Annotated in this window: 16 protein-coding genes; 14 read left to right on the top strand and 2 right to left on the bottom strand. The window is 72.8% G+C overall.

Annotation, left to right across the window (positions count from 1 at the left end; genetic code table 11):
• The first annotated feature begins 29 nt into the window (after window positions 1–29).
• Genes AC1DXT_RS17910 through AC1DXT_RS17895 form a run of 4 tightly spaced genes read left to right on the top strand, consistent with a single transcriptional unit; the run spans window position 30 to window position 5,791 of the window.
• Complete coding sequence (locus tag AC1DXT_RS17910) at window positions 30–1,334, top strand: aminotransferase class III-fold pyridoxal phosphate-dependent enzyme (RefSeq protein ID WP_477062655.1); 1,305 nt, start codon at window positions 30–32, stop codon at window positions 1,332–1,334.
• A gap of 38 nt (window positions 1,335–1,372) precedes the next feature.
• A complete protein-coding gene (locus tag AC1DXT_RS17905; RefSeq protein WP_477062654.1) occupies window positions 1,373–2,137 on the top strand; it encodes an SDR family oxidoreductase in 765 nt (254 codons plus the stop codon).
• A gap of 43 nt (window positions 2,138–2,180) precedes the next feature.
• Entirely contained in the window at window positions 2,181–3,983 is a 1,803-nt protein-coding gene (locus tag AC1DXT_RS17900; protein WP_477062653.1) for an ABC transporter ATP-binding protein, read from the top strand.
• Complete coding sequence (locus tag AC1DXT_RS17895) at window positions 3,980–5,791, top strand: ABC transporter ATP-binding protein (protein WP_477062652.1); 1,812 nt, start codon at window positions 3,980–3,982, stop codon at window positions 5,789–5,791. Before AC1DXT_RS17900 ends, AC1DXT_RS17895 begins: the two co-directional genes overlap by 4 nt.
• A 17-nt stretch (window positions 5,792–5,808) precedes the next feature.
• Here the strand turns inward: AC1DXT_RS17895 and AC1DXT_RS17890 are convergent, their stop codons facing one another.
• On the bottom strand, window positions 5,809–6,564 hold the full coding sequence (locus AC1DXT_RS17890) for a MerR family transcriptional regulator (RefSeq protein ID WP_477062651.1): 756 nt from the start codon (window positions 6,562–6,564) through the stop codon (window positions 5,809–5,811).
• Window positions 6,565–6,598: 34 nt separating this feature from the next.
• Window positions 6,599–7,261 carry an HAD hydrolase-like protein gene (locus tag AC1DXT_RS17885; protein WP_477062650.1) on the bottom strand — a complete coding sequence of 221 codons (663 nt, stop codon included), beginning with the start codon at window positions 7,259–7,261 and terminating at the stop codon, window positions 6,599–6,601.
• Between the two features lie 296 nt (window positions 7,262–7,557).
• On the opposite strand from AC1DXT_RS17885, the gene ileS reads away from it, so the two are divergent.
• The 10 genes from ileS to smc all read left to right on the top strand — a co-directional run bounded on the left by ileS (window position 7,558) and on the right by smc (window position 21,675).
• Entirely contained in the window at window positions 7,558–10,779 is a 3,222-nt protein-coding gene (ileS, locus tag AC1DXT_RS17880) for an isoleucine--tRNA ligase (protein ID WP_477062649.1), read from the top strand.
• Window positions 10,776–12,164: a bifunctional folylpolyglutamate synthase/dihydrofolate synthase gene (locus AC1DXT_RS17875; protein WP_477062648.1), complete on the top strand. Its 1,389-nt coding sequence runs from the start codon at window positions 10,776–10,778 to the stop codon at window positions 12,162–12,164. Before ileS ends, AC1DXT_RS17875 begins: the two co-directional genes overlap by 4 nt.
• A gap of 188 nt (window positions 12,165–12,352) precedes the next feature.
• Window positions 12,353–13,348 carry a dihydroxyacetone kinase subunit DhaK gene (dhaK, locus tag AC1DXT_RS17870; RefSeq protein ID WP_477062773.1) on the top strand — a complete coding sequence of 332 codons (996 nt, stop codon included), beginning with the start codon at window positions 12,353–12,355 and terminating at the stop codon, window positions 13,346–13,348.
• 61 nt (window positions 13,349–13,409) lie between these two features.
• Window positions 13,410–14,042, top strand: coding sequence for a dihydroxyacetone kinase subunit DhaL (dhaL, locus tag AC1DXT_RS17865; protein ID WP_477062647.1), 633 nt, complete (start codon window positions 13,410–13,412; stop codon window positions 14,040–14,042).
• Complete coding sequence (gene dhaM, locus AC1DXT_RS17860; protein ID WP_477062646.1) at window positions 14,039–14,758, top strand: dihydroxyacetone kinase phosphoryl donor subunit DhaM; 720 nt, start codon at window positions 14,039–14,041, stop codon at window positions 14,756–14,758. Before dhaL ends, dhaM begins: the two co-directional genes overlap by 4 nt.
• A gap of 72 nt (window positions 14,759–14,830) precedes the next feature.
• The gene (locus AC1DXT_RS17855) at window positions 14,831–15,445 is read left to right on the top strand and encodes a TetR/AcrR family transcriptional regulator (RefSeq protein WP_477062645.1); all 615 of its coding nucleotides are present in this window, start codon (window positions 14,831–14,833) and stop codon (window positions 15,443–15,445) included.
• Window positions 15,446–15,489: 44 nt separating this feature from the next.
• On the top strand, window positions 15,490–17,187 hold the full coding sequence (locus AC1DXT_RS17850) for an MDR family MFS transporter (protein WP_477062644.1): 1,698 nt from the start codon (window positions 15,490–15,492) through the stop codon (window positions 17,185–17,187).
• A gap of 9 nt (window positions 17,188–17,196) precedes the next feature.
• Entirely contained in the window at window positions 17,197–17,598 is a 402-nt protein-coding gene (locus tag AC1DXT_RS17845; RefSeq protein WP_477062643.1) for a DUF4233 domain-containing protein, read from the top strand.
• A gap of 29 nt (window positions 17,599–17,627) precedes the next feature.
• On the top strand, window positions 17,628–18,062 hold the full coding sequence (gene ndk, locus AC1DXT_RS17840; protein WP_477062642.1) for a nucleoside-diphosphate kinase: 435 nt from the start codon (window positions 17,628–17,630) through the stop codon (window positions 18,060–18,062).
• A 46-nt stretch (window positions 18,063–18,108) separates the two neighbouring features.
• Window positions 18,109–21,675 (top strand): chromosome segregation protein SMC, encoded by a 3,567-nt coding sequence (gene smc, locus AC1DXT_RS17835; protein ID WP_477062641.1) that lies wholly within the window; start codon window positions 18,109–18,111, stop codon window positions 21,673–21,675.
• The last annotated feature ends 22 nt before the right edge of the window (window positions 21,676–21,697 follow it).

Raw genomic sequence — 21,697 nt, 5'->3', positions numbered from 1 at the left:
CGCGGTCCGCACCACCAAGGAGAGGCACCATGAGCACCGACGACGACGCCACCGCGCTGCGTCTCGACCGCGACCACGTCTTCCACTCGTGGTCGGCGCAGGCGCACCTGAACCCGCTGGTCATCGCGGGCGGGCTCGGGTCGACCGTGTGGGACCACGCGGGCCGCAGGTACCTGGACTTCTCCAGCCAGCTGGTGAACACCAACATCGGGCACCAGCACCCCAAGGTGGTCGCGGCCATCCAGGAGCAGGCTGCGACGCTCACCACCGTGGCGCCGGCGACCGCCAACCTCACGCGCGGGCGCGCCGCCGAGAAGATCCTGAGCCACGCGCCGGCGGGGTTCTCGTCGGTGTTCTTCACCAACGGCGGCGCTGACGCCAACGAGAACGCGATCCGCATGGCCCGCCTGCACACCGGCCGCGACAAGGTGGTGTCGGCCTACCGGTCGTACCACGGGAACACCGGGGCGGCCGTGGTGGCGACGGGGGACTGGCGGCGCGTGCCCAACGAGTACGCCCGCGCGCACGTGCACCACTTCGGCCCGTACCTGTACCGCTCGGAGTTCTGGGCGACCACGCCGGAGCAGGAGAGCGAGCGCGCCCTGCACCACCTGGAGCGAGTGATCCAGGCCGAGGGTCCGACGTCGGTCGCGGCGATCCTCCTGGAGACCATCCCGGGCACGGCCGGTGTGCTGGTGCCGCCGCCGGGGTACCTGGCCGGCGTGCGCGCGATCGCCGACCGGTACGGCATCCTGCTCATCCTCGACGAGGTCATGGCGGGGTTCGGCCGCACGGGCCAGTGGTTCGCGTTCGACTCGTTCGACGTGGTCCCGGACCTCATCACCTTCGCCAAGGGCGTGAACTCCGGGTACGTGCCCGCGGGCGGCGTGATCCTCAGCGAGCCGATCGCGACGACGTTCGACGACCGGGTGTTCCCCGGCGGGCTCACCTACTCGGGGCACCCGCTCGCGATGGGCTCGATCGTCGCGGCGCTCGACGCCATGGCGGAGGAGGGCATCGTCGAGAACGCCGACGCCATCGGGCGCGACGTGCTCGGACCGGGGCTCGCCGAGCTGGCCGAGAAGAACCCGCTCGTGGGCGAGGTACGCGGGCTCGGGGTGTTCTGGGCCGTCGAGCTGGTCAAGGACCAGGAGACCCGCGAGCCTGTCGACGCCGCCCTCATGGGTCGCATCAAGGCCGGGGCGCTCGCCCGCGGGCTGCTCCCGTTCCTCGCGGACAACCGCGTGCACGTCGTCCCGCCCTGCGTCGTCACCCCCGACGAGGCCGCGTCCGGGCTCGCCCTCCTGACCGAGGTGCTCGCCGAGGTCGCCTAGCCTTCTGCCCAGTCCGACACCAGCACTGGAGTTCCTGCATGAGCACAGCCACGCCCCGACCCCGTCGCGCCCTCGTCACGGGGGCGTCCTCCGGGATCGGCGCCGCGACCGTCCGCCGCCTGCGCGCGGAGGGCTGGGACGTCGTCGCGACCGCCCGCCGCGCCGACCGTCTGAGCGCCCTGGCGCAGGAGACCGGGGCGGACACGATCGTCGCGGACGTCACCGACGACGCGGACGTCGCGCGCCTCGCGGCCCAGGTGGCCGACGGTGGCCCGCTCGACGTGCTCGTGAACAACGCGGGCGGCGCGTTCGGGCTCGACCCCGTGGAGTCGGCCGACCTGGCGCACTGGCGGCAGATGTACGAGCTCAACGTGCTGGGCACGCTGCGCGTCACGCAGGCCATGCTCCCGCAGCTGCGGGCGGGCGACGGCGGGGACATCGTCGTGGTCACCTCGACCGCGGCGCACGGCACCTACGAGGGCGGCGCCGGGTACGTCGGGGCCAAGCACGCGGAGCGCATGCTCGCCACGACGCTGCGCTGGGAGATCCTCGGCGAGCCCATCCGGATCATCGAGATCGCGCCCGGCGCAGTGGCCACCGAGGAGTTCTCCATGGTCCGCTTCGACGGGGACAGCGAGCGGGCAGCGGCGGTCTACGCCGGGTACGAGCCCCTGGTCGCGGACGACATCGCCGACGCCATCGCGTGGTCGCTCAGCCGTCCCGCGCACGTCAACGTGGACCTCCTGGTGGTCCGTCCGCGCGCGCAGGCCAGCAACAACAAGGTGGCCCGCACCGGCGTGTGAGATCGGTCGGGCAACTGTCAGAGGGCGTACGTAGGGTGGAGCGGTGCCCTCCCCAGAATCCACCACCCGGGTACTCCTGCGCCTGCACCGCTGGGCGCGGCCGGCGCTCCCGCGCATCGCGCTCGGTGGCCTGACCGCGCTCGGCGCCAGCCTGCTCGCGCTCGCGGTCCCGCAGGTGCTGCGCGTGATCGTCAACGGTCCGCTGCTGAGCGAGGGGTCGGAGCGCGGGGTGGTCCTGGGGGCCCTGGCGATCCTCGGGCTCGGGCTGCTGGAGGCGTTCCTCGTCTGGTGCCGCCGCGCCCTGATCCTCGCGCCGGGCACGTCGGTGGAGCGGGACATGCGCACCGACCTGTTCCGGCACCTGCTCGACCTGCCGGTCGAGTTCCACGACCGGTGGTCCGGCGGGCAGCTGCTGTCGCGGATCATGTCGGACCTCGGCACGATCCGGCGCTGGACGGTCTTCGGCCTGGTGATGCTGCTGGTCAGCGCCACGACCGTGATCGTCGGCGTCGGGCTCATGCTCGCCACCAGCTGGGTGCTCGGCCTCGTGTACCTGGTGGGCGCGGCGCCCATGATCTGGCTCGGCTTCCGGTTCCGCCAGGACTACAAGGTGGTCGCCCGGCAGGCCCGGGACCAGGCGGGGGACCTGGCCACGACCGTCGAGGAGTCGGTGCACGGCATCCGCGTGCTCAAGGCCTTCGGCCGTGGCGACGACGCGCTGGACGACTTCGCGCGGCAGGCGGACGAGCTGCGGACCACCGAGGTGCACAAGGCCAGGACCCTCTCACGCGTCTCGTTCGCGCTCGGGGCCATCCCGGAGGCGATCCTCGCGGTCTCCCTCGGGATCGGCGTCGTGCTCACGTCCCGCGGCGAGCTCAGCGTCGGCGCGCTCGTCGCGTTCTTCGCCACCGCGGCCGTGGTGAACAGCCCGGTGGAGCGGCTCGGCATGCTGCTCGCGATGACGCTGGACGCGAAGGCCGCGACCGACCGGTACCTGCAGGTGATGGACACGGGGTCGACCGTCCAGGACCCAGGGACGCCGGTGGCGCTGCCGGTCGCGGACCCCGCCGGCTCGCGCGTCGAGCTCTCGGGCGTGCACTTCGTCCACCCGCGCGGCGGCTCGGACATCCTCGCGGGCATCGACCTGGTGCTCGAGCCGGGGGAGACGATGGCCCTGGTCGGGCTCACCGGCAGCGGCAAGACGACCCTGCTTCAGCTCGTCCCGCGCCTGTACGACGTCACCGCGGGCAGCGTGCGGATCGACGGCGTGGACGTCCGCGACCTCACGCGCGCCGACCTGCGCTCGGCCGTGTCGATCGCGTTCGAGGACCCGATCCTGTTCTCGGCGTCCGTGCGCGAGAACGTCCTGCTCGGCACGGACCTCACCGGCGCTGCGGCCGACGACCTGGTGCGCGAGGCCCTCGAGGTCGCCCGCGCGGGGTTCGCCTACGACCTGCCCGACGGGCTCGACACCGTGATCGGCGAGGAAGGGCTGAGCTTGTCGGGCGGTCAGCGCCAGCGCGTCGCCCTGGCGCGCGCGATCGCCGTCCGACCGCGGGTGCTCCTGCTCGACGACCCGCTCTCGGCGCTCGACGTCACCACGGAGGCGGCGGTCACGGTCCGGCTGCGCGAGATGCTCACCGGCACCACGACGCTCGTCGTCGCGCACCGCCCGTCAACCGTCGCGCTGGCGGACCGCGTGGCCGTGCTCGAGGACGGGCGGATCACGGGGGTCGGCCGGCACGCAGACCTGCTCTCGACCCACCCGCACTACCGGTATGTGCTCACGGCGCTGTCGGCGCTGGACGAGGCGGAGACCGACGAGCTCGCGCAGGTGCGGCCGTGAGCGCCGTGACCTCGGAGGCCTACGGTGTCGAGACCGGCCGCGAGGAGTCGCGGCGCATCCGGCGGCGGTCGCTCGGTCTGCTCCGGTCGCTGCTGCGGCCCGTCGCGCGGGCGGCGTGGGCGACCGCGGCACTGGTCGTGGGCTCGCAGCTGGCCGCCGTGGCCGGCCCGGCGCTCGTCGCGTACGGGATCGACCAGGCGCTCCCGGCCCTGACGGCCGGCGACGCGCGGCCGATCACCCTGGCGACGGCCGCGTACCTCGCGGCCGCGCTGCTGGGCGGGCTGCTCACCGCCGCGACGGTCCGGGCGTCGGCCCGCGTGAGCCAGACCATGCTGCTGGACCTGCGGCGCCGGGTGTTCCGGCACACCCAGCGGCTCAGCCTGGAGTTCCACGAGAGGTACACGTCGGGCCGGATCATCTCCCGGCAGACCTCCGACGTGGACGCCCTCCGCGAGCTCCTCGACGGCGGCGTCACCACGCTGGCGTCCGGTGTGCTGGCCATGCTGTTCACGGCCGTGTCCCTGGTCCTCCTCGACTGGCGCAGCGGGCTGGTCCTGCTCATCGCCGTGGTGCCCGGCGTCATCCTCACGCGCTGGTTCCAGGTGCGCTCGCAGGTCCAGTACCGCAAGCAGCGGACCGCGGCCGCCCGGCTCATCGTGCGGTTCGTGGAGACCATGACGGGCATCCGCGCGGTCCAGGCGTTCCGCCGGGAGCCCCAGGTCAGCGGTGTCTACGGGGAGCTCGCGGAGGACTACCGGGAGACGAACGCGCGGTCGATCCGGCTCAACGGCGTCTTCGACACCGGCCTCGTGCTCATCGGCAACGTCACGGTCGCGACCGTGCTGCTCGTCGGGGGCCTGCGGGCGCTCGACGGCGGGCTCGAGGTCGGGGTGCTCGTCGCGGCCGTCCTCTACGCGCGGCGGTTCTTCAACCCGCTCGCGCAGATCGGGATGTTCTACAACTCCTTCCAGTCGGCGACGGCCGCGCTCGAGAAGGTCGCGTCGCTTCTGGCCGAGGAGCCGACCGTGCCGGAGCCGGTCCGTCCGACACGGTTGCCGCACGCCCGGGGCGACGTCCGGTTCGAGGACGTCGAGTTCGGCTACGGCACCGGTCCGACGGTCCTGCCGCACGTCGACCTGCACGTGCCGTCCGGGCAGTCGATCGCGCTGGTGGGGGAGACCGGTGCGGGCAAGTCGACCATCGCCAAGCTGCTCGCGCGGTTCTACGACGTGCGCGCGGGGGCGGTCCGACTCGACGGCCTGGACCTGCGCGACATCGACCCGGGCGACCTGCGCCGGGCGGTCGTCATGGTGACGCAGGAGGCGTACCTGTTCTCCGGATCGGTCGGGGCGAACATCGCGCTCGGCAAGCCCGAGGCCACGTCCGCGGAGATCGAGGCGGCCGCTCGTGCGGTCGGTGTGCACGACCTCATCGCGTCCATGCCCGACGGGTACGCCACCGAGGTGGACAAGCGCGGGGTGCGGCTCTCGGCCGGCCAGCGCCAGCTGGTGTCGTTCGCGCGCGCGTTCCTGGCCGATCCCGCGCTGCTGATCCTGGACGAGGCGACCAGCTCGCTGGACGTGCCGGGCGAGGCACTGGTGCAGCGCGGTCTGCAGACCCTGCTCGCCGACCGCACGTCGGTCGTCATCGCGCACCGGCTCTCCACGGTCATGGGCTCGGACCGCGTGCTGGTGATCGAGGGCGGCCGGATCGTGGAGGACGGAGCACCGGACGCGCTGGTCGCGGCCGGCGGTCGGTTCGCGGACCTGCACGCCGACTGGCAGCGCTCGCTGCGCCGGACGACGTAGCGAGCGCTGCCTGGTCCCTACAGGTGGCGCGCGGCGTACTCGTGCAGCGCGTCGCGGACGAACGTCGCCCCCTGCTCGCCGCCGTAGTTCTCCGCGAACCGCGGGTCGGCCACGTACATCTCCGCGAGCCCGACCACGTAGTCCTTGACGGGGGTCGACCCGTGCCCCGGCGTCCCCGGGATGCTGCCGAGCCACGCGACGTGCCGTGCCGCGAGCTCCTGTGCCTCCTCGGACGTGGGGTCCGCACCCGCGGCCGCCGCGGCGCCCCACTCGGTGGCGAGCCGTGCGGTCGTCGCCTTCCACTCCGCCCTCTCGGCATCGGTCATCCCACGCCACCAGGCGTCCGACGTCGCGTACGCGTCGGCGCCCCAGCGACGCTCGACCTCCTCCTTGTGCTCGGTGTGGTCGAACCCGTCGAACATGTCCTCGGCCATGAGCGGCCCTCCGTTCTGTCGTGCGGTGATGGTCCGTTCGACCGAGGCGGCCTGCCGCTCCAGCCGACGCTGCTCGCTGCGCAGCCACTCGAGGTGGTGGCGCAGCGCGGTGGTCTCGTCCTGCTCCCGCTCGAGCACGCGCCGGATGTCCGGCAGCCCGAGCCCGAGGCGGCGCAGCAGGAGGATCCGCTGCAACCGGACCAGCGACTGGTCGTCGTACCAGCGGTACCCGTTGTCGCCGACGCGGCTGGGCTCGAGCAGCCCGATCGCGTCGTAGTGCCGCAGGGTGCGGCTGGTGGTGCCCGTCAGCCGGGCCACCTCCTGGATCGATGCCTCCATGCCGTCCACGGTAGGAGTTGACGCAGCGTCAAGGTCAAGCGGTCGCGGCGACCAGTCTGCGGAGCACGGCGCCGGTCAGCTCGGACGGCGTGTCGACCAGCTCGGCGACGCCGGCCGCGACCAGCTCGCCCGTCGCGGCGTAGCCCCAGGTCACCCCGATCGTCTCGATGCCGTGCACCTGGGCGCCGTGCACGTCGTGCTCCCGGTCACCCACCATCACCAGCGGGTGCGCGTCCGGGTTCGCGGCCAGCGCCGCCGCGATGACGTCCGCCTTGGTCGACGTCGACTCGTCCACGGGGGCGCCGAACACGCCGTCGACGAGCGCGGTGAGCCCGAACGCGTCGCAGATCGGGCGGGCGTAGATCTCGGGCTTCGAGGTGGCGACGACGAGCCGCAGACCGCCCGCCCGCAGCTGCGTGAGCACGTCGGGGATGCCGTCGTACACGCGGTTGTCGCGGATCATCCCGTCGACGAACACCTCCCGGTACGCCCGGACCGCCTCGGCCACCCGGCCCTGCGGGACCCCGTGCGCGGAGAAGCTCTCCGTGATCGGCGGCCCGACGAACGAGCGGAGCTCCTCCGGCGACGGCACGGGGAGGCCGAGCGTCCGGTAGGTGGTGGCGATCGCCGCGGTGATGCCGGGAGCCGAGTCGGTCAGCGTGCCGTCGAGGTCGAGGAGGACGAGGGGAGAGGTCACCGGTCGATGATGCCCGGAAAAGCAGGACGGCCTCGCACCGGCGTCTGCGTTACCCTGGGCCGCACAGGCGTCGACCCGGCCATCACCGGTGAGCCTCCGGAAGAACAGGTGCGCGAGCACCCCAGTAGAACCGGACGGGTAGGCCCGTCACAGCCCTCACGAAGTGGTCGACGACCCGCCAGGGGAGCCGGCAAGCGAGGTGGTACCGCGGTAGAGCCCGGCCGGTCCGGGTCCCATCGTCCTCGCAGCCGAGAGCGACGCACCCCACCGGGTGCCGACCACAGGAGAGCCGCACGGTGGCCTACCCGCTGCACCGCCAGTCCGACGTTCCCGCATCCCCGGACCTGCCGTCCCTCGAGAAGGACGTGCTCGCCTACTGGGAGGCCGACGGCACGTTCCAGGCGTCCATCGACGCCCGCGAGGCCGGCGAGCACGGCAGCAACGAGTACGTCTTCTACGACGGCCCCCCGTTCGCCAACGGCCTGCCGCACTACGGCCACCTGCTCACCGGGTACGCCAAGGACGTCGTGCCGCGCTACCAGACCATGCGCGGGCACCGCGTCGAGCGCCGGTTCGGCTGGGACACCCACGGGCTCCCCGCCGAGCTCGAGGCGCAGCGCCTGCTCGGCATCACCGACACCTCCCAGATCGAGGAGATGGGCCTGGCCGCGTTCAACCAGGCGTGCCGCGAGTCGGTGCTGCGGTACACGGGGGAGTGGCGCGAGTACGTGACGCGCCAGGCGCGCTGGGTCGACTTCGACCACGACTACAAGACGCTCGACGTCACGTTCATGGAGTCGGTCATCTGGGCGTTCAAGCGCCTGTACGACCAGGACATGGCGTACGAGGGCTACCGCGTGCTGCCGTACTGCTGGCGCGACGAGACCCCGCTCTCCAACCACGAGCTGCGGATGGACGACGACGTCTACCAGTCGCGCCAGGACCCCGCGCTGACGGTAGGCCTGCGCCTGGAGACCGGCGAGCTGGCCCTCATCTGGACGACGACCCCGTGGACCCTGCCGAGCAACCTCGCGATCGCGGTCGGCCCGGACGTYGACTACGTGACCGTCGAGCCGGGACCCGGCTCGGCGCTCGCGGGCGAGCTCGTGGTGCTCGCGGCCGCGCGCCTGGGCGCCTACGCCAAGGAGCTCGGGGAGGCCACGGTCGTGGCCACCGTCAAGGGACGGGAGCTCGCAGGCCGCCGCTACACGCCCGCGTTCGACTACTTCGTCGGCCGCGAGAACGCCCACCAGGTGCTGCTCGGCGACTTCGTCACCACCGAGGACGGCTCGGGCATCGTGCACATGGCGCCCGCGTTCGGTGAGGACGACATGGTCGCGTGCGAGGCCGTCGGCATCGCGCCCGTCGTGCCCGTCGACTCCAAGGGCCTGTTCACCACCGAGGTGCCGGACTACGTCGGGCAGCTGGTGTTCGACGCCAACAAGCCGATCATCGCGGACCTCAAGGCCGGCACCGGCCCGCTGGCCCGAGTCGCGGAGGACCAGCGCAGCGTCCTCGTGCGCCACGAGACCTACGAGCACTCCTACCCGCACTGCTGGCGCTGCCGGAACCCGCTGATCTACAAGGCGGTGACCAGCTGGTTCGTGCGCGTGAGCGACTTCCGCGACCGCATGGTCGAGCTCAACCAGGACATCTCCTGGACCCCCGAGCACATCAAGGACGGCCAGTTCGGCAAGTGGCTGTCGAACGCACGCGACTGGTCGATCAGCCGCAACCGTTACTGGGGCACGCCGATCCCCGTGTGGGTGTCGGACGACCCGTCCTACCCGCGCGTCGACGTGTACGGTTCGCTGGCCGAGCTGGAGGCGGACTTCGGCAGGGTGCCGACGAACGAGGCGGGCGAGCCGGACCTGCACCGACCGTTCATCGACGAGCTGACGCGCCCGAACCCGGACGACCCCACGGGCGCCTCGACGATGCGCCGCATCCCCGACGTCCTGGACGTGTGGTTCGACTCGGGCTCGATGCCGTTCGCCCAGGTGCACTACCCGTTCGAGAACGCCGACTGGTTCGAGCACCACTACCCGGGCGACTTCATCGTCGAGTACATCGGCCAGACCCGCGGCTGGTTCTACACGCTGCACGTGCTGGCCACGGCGCTGTTCGACCGGCCGGCGTTCCGCAACTGCATGTGCCACGGCATCGTGCTCGGCGACGACGGCCGCAAGGCCAGCAAGTCGCTGCGCAACTTCCCCGACCCGGTCGAGATGTGGGACCTGTACGGCTCGGACGCCGTGCGCTGGTTCCTCATGTCGAGCTCGATCCTGCGCGGGGGCAACCTCATCGTGGGCGAGGAGGGCATCCGCGACGGCGTGCGACAGGTGCTGCTTCCGCTGTGGAGCACGTACTACTTCTTCGCCCTGTACGCCGGCGCCGCGGACAACGGTGCCGGGTACACGGCCACGCCGGTCGATGCGGCGCGGGCTGCCACGCTCGCGCCCATGGACCGCTACGTCCTGGCGCGCACGCGTGACCTCGTCGCGACGACGACCGCCCAGCTCGACGCCTACGACATCGCGGCCGCGTGCGAGACCGTGCGCGAGCACCTCGACGTCCTCACCAACTGGTACGTCCGCACGCAGCGGGACCGGTTCTGGGCCGAGGACGCCGACGCCTTCGACACGCTCTGGACCTCGCTCGAGGTGCTCACGCGCGTCATGGCTCCGCTCGCGCCGCTGGTGTCGGAGGAGGTCTGGCGCGGGCTGACCGGCGGGCGCAGCGTGCACCTGACGGACTGGCCGACGCCGGACGCCGCGACCGTGGACACCGAGCTGGTGGCCGCGATGGACCAGGTCCGCGCCGTCACGTCGACCGCGCTGGGCCTGCGCAAGGCGGCGGCGGTGCGCGTCCGGCAGCCGTTGCACACGCTCACCGTGGCGGTCGACGACGCGGACGCCCTGGCGCCGTACGCCGACCTGCTCGCGGCCGAGCTCAACGTCAAGCGCGTCGAGCTGGTCACGGCAGACGCCGGCACCGCGGAGCGCTTCGGCATCACGCAGCGCCTCGCGGTGAACGCCCGGGCCGCCGGCCCGCGGCTCGGCAGGGGCGTGCAGGCCGTGATCCAGGCCGCGCGTTCCGGGGCGTGGCGCGTGGAGGGTGACGCGGTCGTGGTCACCACCGGCGACGGCGACGTGGCGCTCGAACCGGCGGAGTACGAGCTGACGACGGTGGTCGGCGCCGACGGGGGAGCGGCGGCGGTCCTGCCCGGTGGCGGGTTCGTCGTGCTCGACCTCACGCTCGACGACGACCTGCGCGCCGAGGGCTACGCCCGCGACGTCGTGCGTGCCGTGCAGGACGCCCGCAAGGCCGCCGGCCTGCAGGTGGGGGACCGGATCCTGCTCACGCTCGGAGTCCCGGCCGAGCACCTGGCCGCTGTCGAGCGGCACCAGGACACCATCGGGCGGGAGACCCTGGCCGTCTCGGTCACGGTCCAGGACGCCGTCGCGCAGCTCGAGGTCACGGTGGAAGCCGTCGACGCCGGAGGGTACGAGGCATGAGCCCACGTCAGCACGGAGGATCGGAGCACCTGCGCACGCAGGCCGAGAAGGAGGCCCGGGACGCCGCCGACGAGGTGTACCGCGGCATCCTGGCGCGCGCGCCCGAGCACGAGATCGACCCGTCGTTCGACCGCACGCTCGCCGTCATGGAGCTGCTGGGCGACCCCCAGAAGGCCTACCGCGTCGTGCACATCACGGGCACCAACGGCAAGACGTCGACCGCGCGCATGGTCGAGCGGCTGGTCCGCGAGCACGGCCTGCGCACCGGCCGGTTCACCAGCCCGCACCTGTCCCGCGTCAACGAGCGGATCGTCATCGACGGCGAGCCCATCAGCGACGAGCGGTTCGTCGAGGTGTGGCAGGACGTGGCGCCGTACGTGCACCTGGTCGACCAGCGCTCGGCGCAGGAGGGCAAGCCGCAGCTCTCGTTCTTCGAGGTGTTCACGGTGATGGCGTTCGCCGCGTTCGCGGACGCCCCGGTGGACGTCGCGGTGATCGAGGTCGGCATGGGCGGTCTGTGGGACTCCACCAACGTCGCCGACGGCGAGGTCGCGATCATCACGCCGATCTCGATGGACCACGAGCGGTACCTCGGTGACACGCTGCTGGACATCGCGTCGGTCAAGGCGGGGATCGTCAAGGACGGCGCGACGCTCGTCCTGGCGAGCCAGCAGGAGGACGTCGAGGGCGTCGTGCTCGCGGCCGCGGCCGAGAAGGGCGCGCGCGTCGTGCGCGAGGGCGTGGACATCGAGGTCGGCGAGCGGCAGGTGGCCGTGGGCGGTCAGCTCATCACCCTGCAGACGCTCGGCGGCACCTACACGGAGATCTTCCTGCCGCTGCACGGGGAGTTCCAGGCGCACAACGCCCTGCTGGCGCTGACCGCAGCGGAGGCCCTCCTCACCGGTGGTCGCGCCCTGGACCCGGGCATCGTCGAGGTCGCGTTCGCGGACGTGGACTCGCCCGGCCGGCTCGAGGTGGTGCGGTCCAGCCCCACGATCATCGTCGACGGCGCGCACAACCCGGCGGGCGTCGAGGCGCTGGTCACCGCGATCGAGGAGGCGTTCGAGTTCCACCGCCTCGTCGGCATCGTCGGGGTGATGGCGGACAAGGACCCCGAGGGGATGCTCTCGCTGCTCGAGCCCGTGCTGGCCGAGGTGGTGATCACGCGTGCATCGAACACCCGCGCGCTCGACGTCGAGGACCTGGCCGAGGTGGCGATCGACATCTTCGGCGAGGACCGGGTGCACGTGGCCGAGCGGCTCAACGACGCTCTCGACCTCGCGGTGTCACGCGCGGAGAGCGAGGTCGAGCGCGGTTCCGGCGTGCTCGTGACCGGCTCGATCCTCCTGGTCGCCGAGGCGCGCCGGCTGCTGGGTCGCCCCTGACTCCTGGTCACCCGTCCGGGTGACGCACGGGTGGTCGCACGCCGCTCTGCACGAATGTGCACCGACGGCGCACGTCCTCCCCTTGACGCCCGCATTGCCCGACAACAAGGTGAGGTTTGTCGGGACGCCGAAGTCCGCGACGGACGTGCGGGCCTCGCCGTGGGTGCCCGGTGGAAGGGATGGCTGCAGTGAAGAAGCTCATCAACGACCCGCAGACCGTCGTGGCCGAGTCCCTCGAGGGCTTCGGTGCCGCGCACCCGGACGTCGTGACGATCCACTCCGACCCGTGGTTCGTCGCACGAGCGGGCGGGGCGAGCGCCGGCAAGGTCGGGCTCGTGAGCGGGGGCGGCTCGGGTCACGAGCCGCTGCACGGGGGGTTCGTCGGCGTCGGCATGCTCGACGCCGCCGTGCCCGGGGCGATGTTCACGTCGCCGACCCCGGACCAGATCGCCCCGGCGCTCCAGGCGGCCGACTCGGGCGCGGGCGTGCTGGCGATCGTGAAGAACTACACGGGCGACGTGCTGAACTTCGAGACGGCCGCCGAGCTCGCGGAGGCCGACGGCGTGACCGTCCGCAGCGTCGTGGTCAACGACGACGTCGCGGTCGAGGACTCGCTGTACACCGCGGGGCGCCGCGGCGTGGCCGGCACGGTCGCGGTCGAGAAGATCGCGGGCGCCGCCGCCGAGCGCGGCGACGACCTGGACGCGGTCGTCGCCGTGGCCGAGAAGGTCATCGCGAACGTCCGGTCCATGGGGGTCGCGCTCACCGCCTGCACGGTCCCGCACGCGGGCAAGCCGAGCTTCGACCTGCCCGACGACGAGATCGAGATCGGCATCGGCATCCACGGCGAACCGGGTCGGCGAAGGATCCCGCTCGCGAGCGCCGACGAGATCACCGAGATGCTCCTGACCCCGGTCGCGGACGACCTGAACCTGAGCAGCGGTGAGAAGGTGCTGCTCTTCGTGAACGGCATGGGTGGCACACCCGCCTCGGAGCTCTACGTCGTCTATCGTCGGGCTCGCGCGTTGCTGGAGGAGCGGGGGGTCGAGGTGACCCGCTCGCTCGTCGGCAACTACGTGACATCGCTAGAGATGCAGGGTGCGTCGGTGACCGTCCTCCGTCTGGACGACGAGCTGACCGCCCTGTGGGACGCCCCCGTGCACACCACCGCCCTGCGCTGGTGACCGGACGAGGACCGTCGGCATCAGCGTGGGACTCATCTGACTTGCTCGAGGGAGCGTGGGCATGACGCTGGACGTGGCATGGGCGGTCGACTGGGTGCGCCGCTCGGCGCAGACCGTCATCGAGCACCGGGACGAGCTGATCGAGCTCGACCGTCAGATCGGCGACGGGGACCACGGCGAGAACATGACCCGCGGCTTCACGGCGGTCGTGGCAAAGCTCGACGCGCTCGACGGGGCGCCCGCGGACATCGGCGAGGTGCTCAAGCTCGTCGCCACCACGCTCATGTCCACGGTCGGCGGTGCCGCCGGACCGCTGTACGGCACCGCGTACCTGCGGGCGGCGAAGGCCACGGGCGTCCCCGAGCTGGACAGCCAGGGGGTCGTCGCGCTCCTGGAGGCGGCGCTCGAGGGGATCGTGGCGCGCGGCAAGGCGACCACGGGCGAGAAGACGATGGTCGACGCCTGGACCCCGGCCACCGAGGCGGCCGTCGCCGCCGCGGACTCCGGTGCCTCGCCGGCCGACGTGCTCAGCGCGGCGGCGGACGCGGCCCACGAGGGCGCCRAGGCGACCATCCCGCTCGTCGCCACCAAGGGCCGGGCCAGCTACCTGGGGGAGCGGTCGGCCGGGCACCTCGATCCCGGGGCGCGCTCGACCGAGCTCATCCTGCGCGCCGCCGCCCAGGCCGCGGAGTGAGCGGCGGGGCCGTCGAGCGCGAGCCGGCACCGGTCGCGCTCGTCCTGGTCTCGCACTCGCGCGGGCTGGCCGAGGGCGCCGTCGAGCTTGCGGAGCAGATGGCACCGGGCGTGCTGCTCCTCGCGGCGGGCGGCATGCAGGACGGCGGGCTCGGCACCAGCTACGACACCGTGGAGGCCGCGCTCACGCAGGCGACGCAGGACGGTCGTTCGGCGGTCGTGCTCACCGACCTCGGCTCGGCGGTGCTCACCGCGGAGTCGGTGCTGGAGCTGCTCGACGAGGACGTCGCCGCGCGGGTGCGGCTCGCGGACGCGCCGTTCGTCGAGGGTGCGGTCGCCGCGGCCGTCACGGCGCACGGGGGAGCGGATCTCGCGGGCGTGCTCGCGTCCGCCGAGCACGCCGGGTCGACGTTCGCGTCCGCCGCCGCGCCGACGGAGGCCGCCGCGACCTCGGGCGACGGGGTGCTTAGGGCCACCACGGTGCTGCGCAACCCGCTCGGCCTGCACGCCCGACCGGCGGCCGTGGTCGCGCGCATGCTCGCCGCGTACGACGCCAAGGTCCGGGTGAACGGCGCCAACGCGGCCAGCGTGCTCGAGCTCATGAAGCTGGGCGCCAAGCAGGGCGTGGAGCTCCGGATCGAGGCGGAGGGCGCCCAGGCGGCCGAGGCGCGGGACGCGCTCGTCGCTGCGGTCGAGGGTGGCTTCGGCGAGGTCTGACCCGCCCGTGTGAGGGACGGCACAGAAAGGTGCGTTCACTGCAAAGTTGCAGTGCATGTAATGTTGCACCTCGTGCAGAACACTTCCGTCGACCAGCCCGAGCTCCTCGGCCTGCGTGAGCGCAAGAAGCGCGCGCGGCGCGAGGTGCTGATCGACGCGACCCACCGGCTGGTCGGCGAGCACGGCCTGGACGCGGTCACGGTCGACGCGATCTGCGAGGAGGCCGGCGTCTCGGTCCGCACCTTCTTCAACTACTTCGAGACCAAGGACGACGCGGTGCTCGGCCACACCCCGTGGCCCTTCGACTCGGCCGCCGGCGAGACGTTCGCTGCCGGTGGGCCCACAGGCCACCTGCTCGCCGACCTCCAGGCGCTCGTCAGCTCGTTCCTCAGCGACCCTCCGATGGGGCGTCAGCGGCTCGCCCGCGCCCTCGAGCTCGCCGCGAAGGAGCCGCGCCTGCTCGCCCGCCACCTCGCGTGGATGGAGCAGCACAAGGGCCAGCTCTCCGCTCTCGTCGAGCGCCGCCTGGGCGACGACCCCCCGTACTCCTCGGAGATCGTCGGCGCCACGCTGCTCTTCCTCACCCACGCGACGTTCATGCGGTGGGACGCCGCCGGCGGTGCCGGTGGTGCGGAGGAGCACCTCACCGCCGTGGTCACCGACCTGCGCTCGATCCTGTCCGACTGATCTTCTCGACCCGCCCACACACCCCAGAACGAGGTTCTCCCCGCATGGCCATCGCAGCCCCCGAGGCCCCAGCCGCCGACAAGCCGCTGATCGTCCTCACCCCCAAGACCGTCTGGCTGATCTTCGGCGCCCTCATGGCCGGCATGTTCATGTCGTCCCTCGACCAGTCGATCGTCGGCACGGCGATGCCGACGATCGTCGGTGAGCTCAACGGTGTCGAGCACCAGGGGTGGGTGGTCACCGCCTACATCCTGGCGATCGCGATCGTCATGCCGCTGTACGGCAAGTTCGGTGACCTCTGGGGCCGGCGCTGGCCGTTCCTCGTCGCCATCGGCCTGTTCACGCTGGCCTCGGCCGGTGCGGGGTTCGCCCAGTCGTTCGGCGAGCTCGTGTTCTGGCGTGGCGTCCAGGGCCTCGGCGGTGGTGGTCTGATGATCCTGTCGCAGGCGATCATCGCGGACATCGTGCCCGCCAAGGACCGCGGCAAGTACATGGGCCCGATGGGCGCGCTGTTCGGCATCTCCGCCGTCATCGGCCCGCTCCTGGGCGGCCTGTTCACGCAGCACGCCGACTGGCGCTGGTGCTTCTGGATCAACATCCCGATCGGCGTCGCGGCGTTCGCCGTGGCCTGGTTCACCCTCAAGCTGCCCACGCACCGCTCGGGCAAGAAGATCGACGTCGCCGGAATCTTCTTCATGGTGATCGCCACGTCCGGCCTCGTGCTGGCCACGAGCTGGGACAGCTGGACCGGCAACCGGGGCTACGACTGGTCCGACCCGGGCCTGCTCGCGCTGGTGATCGGCACGCTCGTCTCGATCGCCGCGTTCATCATGGTCGAGCTCCGCGCGCAGGAGCCCCTGCTGCCGCTGCGCCTGTTCAAGAACCCGACCTTCACCATCGCCACGGCGATCGGCCTCATCCTCGGCATGGGCATGTTCTCCGCCCTGGCCTTCCTGCCGACGTTCCTGCAGATGTCCACCGGCGCCGGTGTGACCGAGTCGGGCTTCCTCCTGCTCCCGATGATGGTCGGCGTCATGATCACCGCGATCGGCTCGGGCATCGCGATCACGAGGACCGGCCGCTACAAGATCTTCCCGGTGGTCGGCCTCGCCATCACCACGGGCGGCGTCGCGTGGCTCACGCAGATCACCGGGGACATGTCGATGTGGCTCTTCGGCGCCATGATCTTCGTGCTCGGTGCGGGCATGGGCCTGGTCATGCAGACGATCGTGCTGGCCGTGCAGAACTCGGTCGACCCGCACGAGATCGGCACCGCGACCAGCACGAACAACTTCTTCCGCGAGATCGGTGCGGCGGTCGGGACGGCGCTGTTCAGCACCATGTTCACCACGAAGCTGGCGGACAACCTGGCCGGTGTCTTCGCCGGGGCGCCTGCCGGTTCGGGCGGCGAGGCCTCCAGCCTGACGCCCGCAGCGGTGCAGGCGCTGCCGGAGCCGCTCAAGACCGGGGTCATCGACGCGTTCACCAACGCGCTGGCGCCCTCGTTCTGGTACCTCGTGCCGGTGATCGCCGTCGGGTTCGTGCTCGCGCTCTTCCTGCGCGAGGTCAAGCTGTCCGACGTGGCCGGCATGGTCGCCCGCGGCGAGGCCGTCGCGGCCGACGGCTCGGGCGCGGACTCGGGCTCCGGCATCGTCGACGAGCTCTCGGCTTCCCCGCACGACGAGCTCCCGACCCAGCGGGACACCGCCTCGGACGACGTCGAGGCCTCCGCCCGCCGGTAATCTGACCCGATGAGCTCCACCGTCCCGGACGGCCAGGCCGTGCGCCGCAAGCGTGCCGCGAAGCCCCAGTTCACCCAGACGATCCTCGTCCTCGAGGCCGTCCTGGTGTTCTTCGCGACGCTCGTGGCGTACGGCCTGCGGCTCGCTCCCGCCTCCACCATCTGGTGGGTGGGCGGGAGCCTGTCCGTGGTGCTGATCCTGCTGTCGGGCCTGGTGTCGCGGCCGGGCGGCTACCTCGCCGGCTCGATCGTCCAGGTGTTCGTCCTGGCGGGCGGGTTCGTGATCCCGATGATGTTCGCGGTGGGCGCGATCTTCGTCGTCCTGTGGGTCGTCGCGCTGCGCCTCGGCGGCAGGATCGACCGGGAGCGGGCGGAGTACGATGCGGCGAACCCGGGAGCGGTCGGTCCGTAGAGCGCCGCACCCGTCATAGGGTTCAGGCCATGACTGACGCACCCACCACGCAGCGCACCCTCGTCCTCGTCAAGCCGGACGGCGTCCGCCGTGGGCTGTCCGGGGAGATCGTCCGCCGCATCGAGGCCAAGGGCTACACCCTCGTCGCCGTCGAGCTGCGCGAGGCCTCCGACGAGCTGCTGGCCGAGCACTACGCCGAGCACGCGGGCAAGCCCTTCCTCACGCCGCTGATCGAGTTCATGCGCTCCGGCCCGGTCCTGGCGGTCGTCGCCGAGGGCCACCGCGCGATCGAGGGCTTCCGTTCGCTCGCCGGCGCCACCGACCCGACGGTCGCCGCCCCCGGCACCATCCGGGGCGACCTCGGCCGCGACTGGGGCCTCAAGGTCATCCAGAACCTCGTGCACGGGTCGGACTCGCAGGAGTCGGCCGCGCGCGAGATCGCCCTCTGGTTCCCCGCGCTCTGACCTCAGCCTCCCCGGAGCTGAGGTGCGCGCACCTTAGGCTCTGTGCGTGCACCTCAAGACCCTCACCCTGCGGGGGTTCAAGTCGTTCGCCTCGGCGACGACCCTGAACTTCGAGCCGGGCGTCACCTGCGTGGTCGGGCCCAACGGCTCGGGCAAGTCCAACGTCGTCGACGCCTTGGCCTGGGTGATGGGGGAGCAGGGCGCCAAGTCGCTGCGCGGCGGCAAGATGGAGGACGTCATCTTCGCCGGCACCGCCGGGCGTCCGCCGCTGGGCCGCGCCGAGGTGGCGCTCACCATCGACAACGCCGACGGCGCGCTGCCGATCGAGTACTCCGAGGTCACCATCTCGCGGACGCTGTTCCGCAACGGTGGGTCCGAGTACGCGATCAACGGCCAGGGCTGCCGGCTGCTGGACATCCAGGACCTGCTGTCGGACTCCGGCCTGGGCCGGGAGATGCACGTCATCGTGGGCCAGGGCCAGCTCGACGCGGTCCTGCGCGCCACCCCCGAGGAGCGCCGCGGGTTCATCGAGGAGGCCGCAGGGGTCCTCAAGCACCGCAAGCGCAAGGAGAAGGCGCTCCGCAAGCTGGAGTCGATGCAGGCCAACCTCACGCGGCTCGGGGACCTGACCGGGGAGATCCGCCGCCAGCTCGGCCCGCTCGGCCGGCAGGCGGAGGTCGCCCGCAAGGCGGCGGTCGTCCAGGCGGACCTGCGCGACGCCCGCGCGCGGCTGCTGGCCGACGACCTCGCGCAGCTGACCTCCACGCTCGAGCAGGAGATCGCCGACGAGAGCGCCCTGCGCGCCCGCCGCGAGGAGGTCGAGGGCGCGCTCGCCGCGACCCGCGCCCGTCTGGCCACGCTCGAGCGCGAGGCTGCCGAGGCGGCACCTGCTCTGAGCGAGGCGAGCGAGGTCTGGTACCGGCTGTCGTCGCTGCGCGAGCGGCTGCGGGGCACGGCCTCGCTGGCCGCCGACCGCGTGCGCCTGCTCGGCAGTGCCGGGCCGGAGCGCGCCGGGGGGTCCGACCCCGACGACCTCGCCGCCCAGGCCGAGCGTGTCCGCGCGGCCGAGGCCGAGCTCGCGGCCGAGGTCGAGCTCGCCCGCGCCGCTCTCGAGGCCGCCGTCACCGCCCGCCAGGAGGCGGAGGCCGAGGCCACGGGAGCCGAGAAGGAGGTCGCCACCGCGCTGCGGGGGGCCGCCGACCGCCGCGAGGGCGTCGCGCGGCTGGCCGGCCAGGTGGCCGCACGCCGCAGCCGCGTCGAGGCGACGCAGGCCGAGCTCGGGCGACTGCGCGAGTCCTTGGCGGCCGCCGAGCAGCGCGGGCAGGAGGCGACGACCGAGTTCGCCGTGCTCGAGTCGCAGGTGGCGGGTGTCGAGGAGGGCGAGGAGGGGCTCGACGCCGAGCACGAGGCGGCCGTCGAGGCCCTCGAGCAGGCGACCGAGCGGCTGAGCACCCTGCAGGACCGGCTGAGCGCCGCCGAGCGCGAGCGTGCGGCGCTGGAGTCCCGGGCCGAGACCCTCGAGCTCAGCCTGACGCGCAAGGACGGCGTCGGGGCGCTGCTCGCCGCGGACGGCCAGCCCGGTCTGGTCGGGTCCGTGGCTGCGCTGCTGGCGGTGGACCCGGAGAACGAGGAGGCGATCGTCGCCGCGCTGGGTGCGGTGGCCGACGCCGTCGCGGTCGACTCGGTCGACGCGGCCGTGGACGCCATCCGCTACCTGCGCACCGAGGACGCCGGTCGCGCGACGCTGCTGGTCAGCGGCGCCACGGCTGCGGCCACGCCCGTGACCGACGTCCCGGCCGGCGCCGCGCGCGCGGTCGATCTCGTGCGTGCCCCGGAGCACGTCCGGGCCGCGGTCGAGACCCTGCTCGCCGACGTCGTGGTCGTCGACGACCTGGCGGCCGCGCGTGCGATCGTCGCCGTCCGGCCCGACCTCGTCGTCGCCACCCGCACCGGCGACGTCCTGTCCCAGCACCGGGCGTCCGGCGGCTCCGCGACGGCCCCGAGCGCCCTGCACCTGCAGGCGGCGCTCGACCAGGCGCGCTCCGGCGCCTCCCGGGCCACGTCGGACGCCGAGCGGATCCGGTTCGAGCTCTCCGGTGCCACCGAGGCCCTCACCGCGGCCCGTGAGGCGCACGAACGCACCCTCGACCGCCTCAACGAGTCCGACGCCGCACTCGCCGCCGTGGCCGAGCAGCTGGGCCACCTCGGCTCGACGGCGCGCGCCGCCAACGCCGAGGCCGCGCGGCTGCAGCAGTCCCTCGAGGCGGCGTCGCAGACGCTCCAGGCCGACAGCGCCGAGCTGGCGGAGCTCACCGAGCGCCTCGCGGCTGCCGAGGTGGAGCCCGCCGAGAGCGAGGCCGCGATCGTCGAGGGCAGCGCCCGTCGCGACCGGCTGGCCGAGCTGGCCTCGGGTGCACGCGCCAGGGAGACCGAGGCGCGCCTGACCCTGCGGACCGGCGAGGAGCGGGCACGTGCGCTCTCCGGCCGGGCCGAGTCTCTCGAGCGGGCCGCACAGTCCGAGCGGGTGGCCCGCGAGCGCGCCGCCGAGCGCGAGCGCGCCCGCTCGCGCCAGGCGACCGTCGCCCAGTCGGTGCGCGACGGGGCCACGCAGGCGCTGGTCGTGCTGGACGAGTCCTTGCGGCGCGCGTCGGCGGAGCGTGACGCGGCCGAGACGGCTCGCGGCGAGCGCGACCGCGCGGTCACCGCCGCACGCGCCGAGGTCGACGTCCGCGCCGCCGAGCTGGCCCAGCTCACCGACGTCGCCCACCGCGACGAGGTGGCCCGCACCCAGCAGCGGCTGCGGATCGAGGCGCTGCAGGCCCGCGCGATCGACGACCTGGGCCTCGACCCGGCCGTCCTGCTCGACGAGTACGGCCCCCACCAGGCCGTCCCCGTGATCACCGTGCCGGGCGCGGAGGTGGACCCCGACGCACCGACGGAGGTCCCGTACGTGCGCGAGCAGCAGGAGAAGCGCCTGCGGGCCGCCGAGCGCGCGCTCTCGCTGCTCGGCCGCGTCAACCCGCTCGCGCTCGAGGAGTTCGCCGCCCTCGAGGAGCGCCACCAGTTCCTGGTGGAGCAGCTGGCGGACCTGAAGAAGTCGCGCACCGACCTGCTCGAGATCGTCCGCGAGATCGACGAGCGCGTCGAGCAGGTGTTCGCCGAGGCGTACCGCGACACCGCCGCGGCGTTCGACGTCGTCTTCCCGCGGCTGTTCCCGGGAGGCGAGGGCCGGCTCGTGCTCACCGACCCCGACAACATGCTCACCACCGGCATCGAGGTCGAGGCGCGTCCGGCCGGCAAGAAGGTCAAGCGGCTGTCCCTGCTCTCGGGCGGCGAGCGGTCGCTCACCGCGGTCGCCCTGCTCGTGGCCATCTTCAAGGCGCGGCCCAGCCCGTTCTACGTGATGGACGAGGTCGAGGCGGCCCTCGACGACGCCAACCTCGGCCGGCTGCTCGAGCTCTTCCGGGAGCTCCAGGAGGACTCGCAGCTCATCGTCGTCACGCACCAGAAGCGCACGATGGAGATCGCCGACGCCCTGTACGGCGTGACCATGCGCGGCGACGGCGTGACCACCGTCATCAGCCAGCGGATGCGCGAGGACGTCGCCGTCTGACCGGTGCGGGCTCACCCGACAG

This window comes from Cellulomonas sp. P1_G12_2 (genome assembly GCF_056405535.1).
The sequence above is the reverse complement of the archived record's forward strand: the minus strand, read 5'-3'. Positions and strand labels throughout refer to the sequence as shown.

Coding starts and splice junctions, on each gene's coding strand:
- AC1DXT_RS17890 (WP_477062651.1), bottom strand. CDS start 6,564: ATGGAGGCATCGATCCAGGAGGTGGCCCGGCTGACGGGCACCACCAGC.
- AC1DXT_RS17905 (WP_477062654.1), top strand. CDS start 1,373: ATGAGCACAGCCACGCCCCGACCCCGTCGCGCCCTCGTCACGGGGGCG.
- AC1DXT_RS17850 (WP_477062644.1), top strand. CDS start 15,490: ATGGCCATCGCAGCCCCCGAGGCCCCAGCCGCCGACAAGCCGCTGATC.
- ndk (WP_477062642.1), top strand. CDS start 17,628: ATGACTGACGCACCCACCACGCAGCGCACCCTCGTCCTCGTCAAGCCG.
- AC1DXT_RS17875 (WP_477062648.1), top strand. CDS start 10,776: ATGAGCCCACGTCAGCACGGAGGATCGGAGCACCTGCGCACGCAGGCC.
- AC1DXT_RS17910 (WP_477062655.1), top strand. CDS start 30: ATGAGCACCGACGACGACGCCACCGCGCTGCGTCTCGACCGCGACCAC.
- AC1DXT_RS17845 (WP_477062643.1), top strand. CDS start 17,197: ATGAGCTCCACCGTCCCGGACGGCCAGGCCGTGCGCCGCAAGCGTGCC.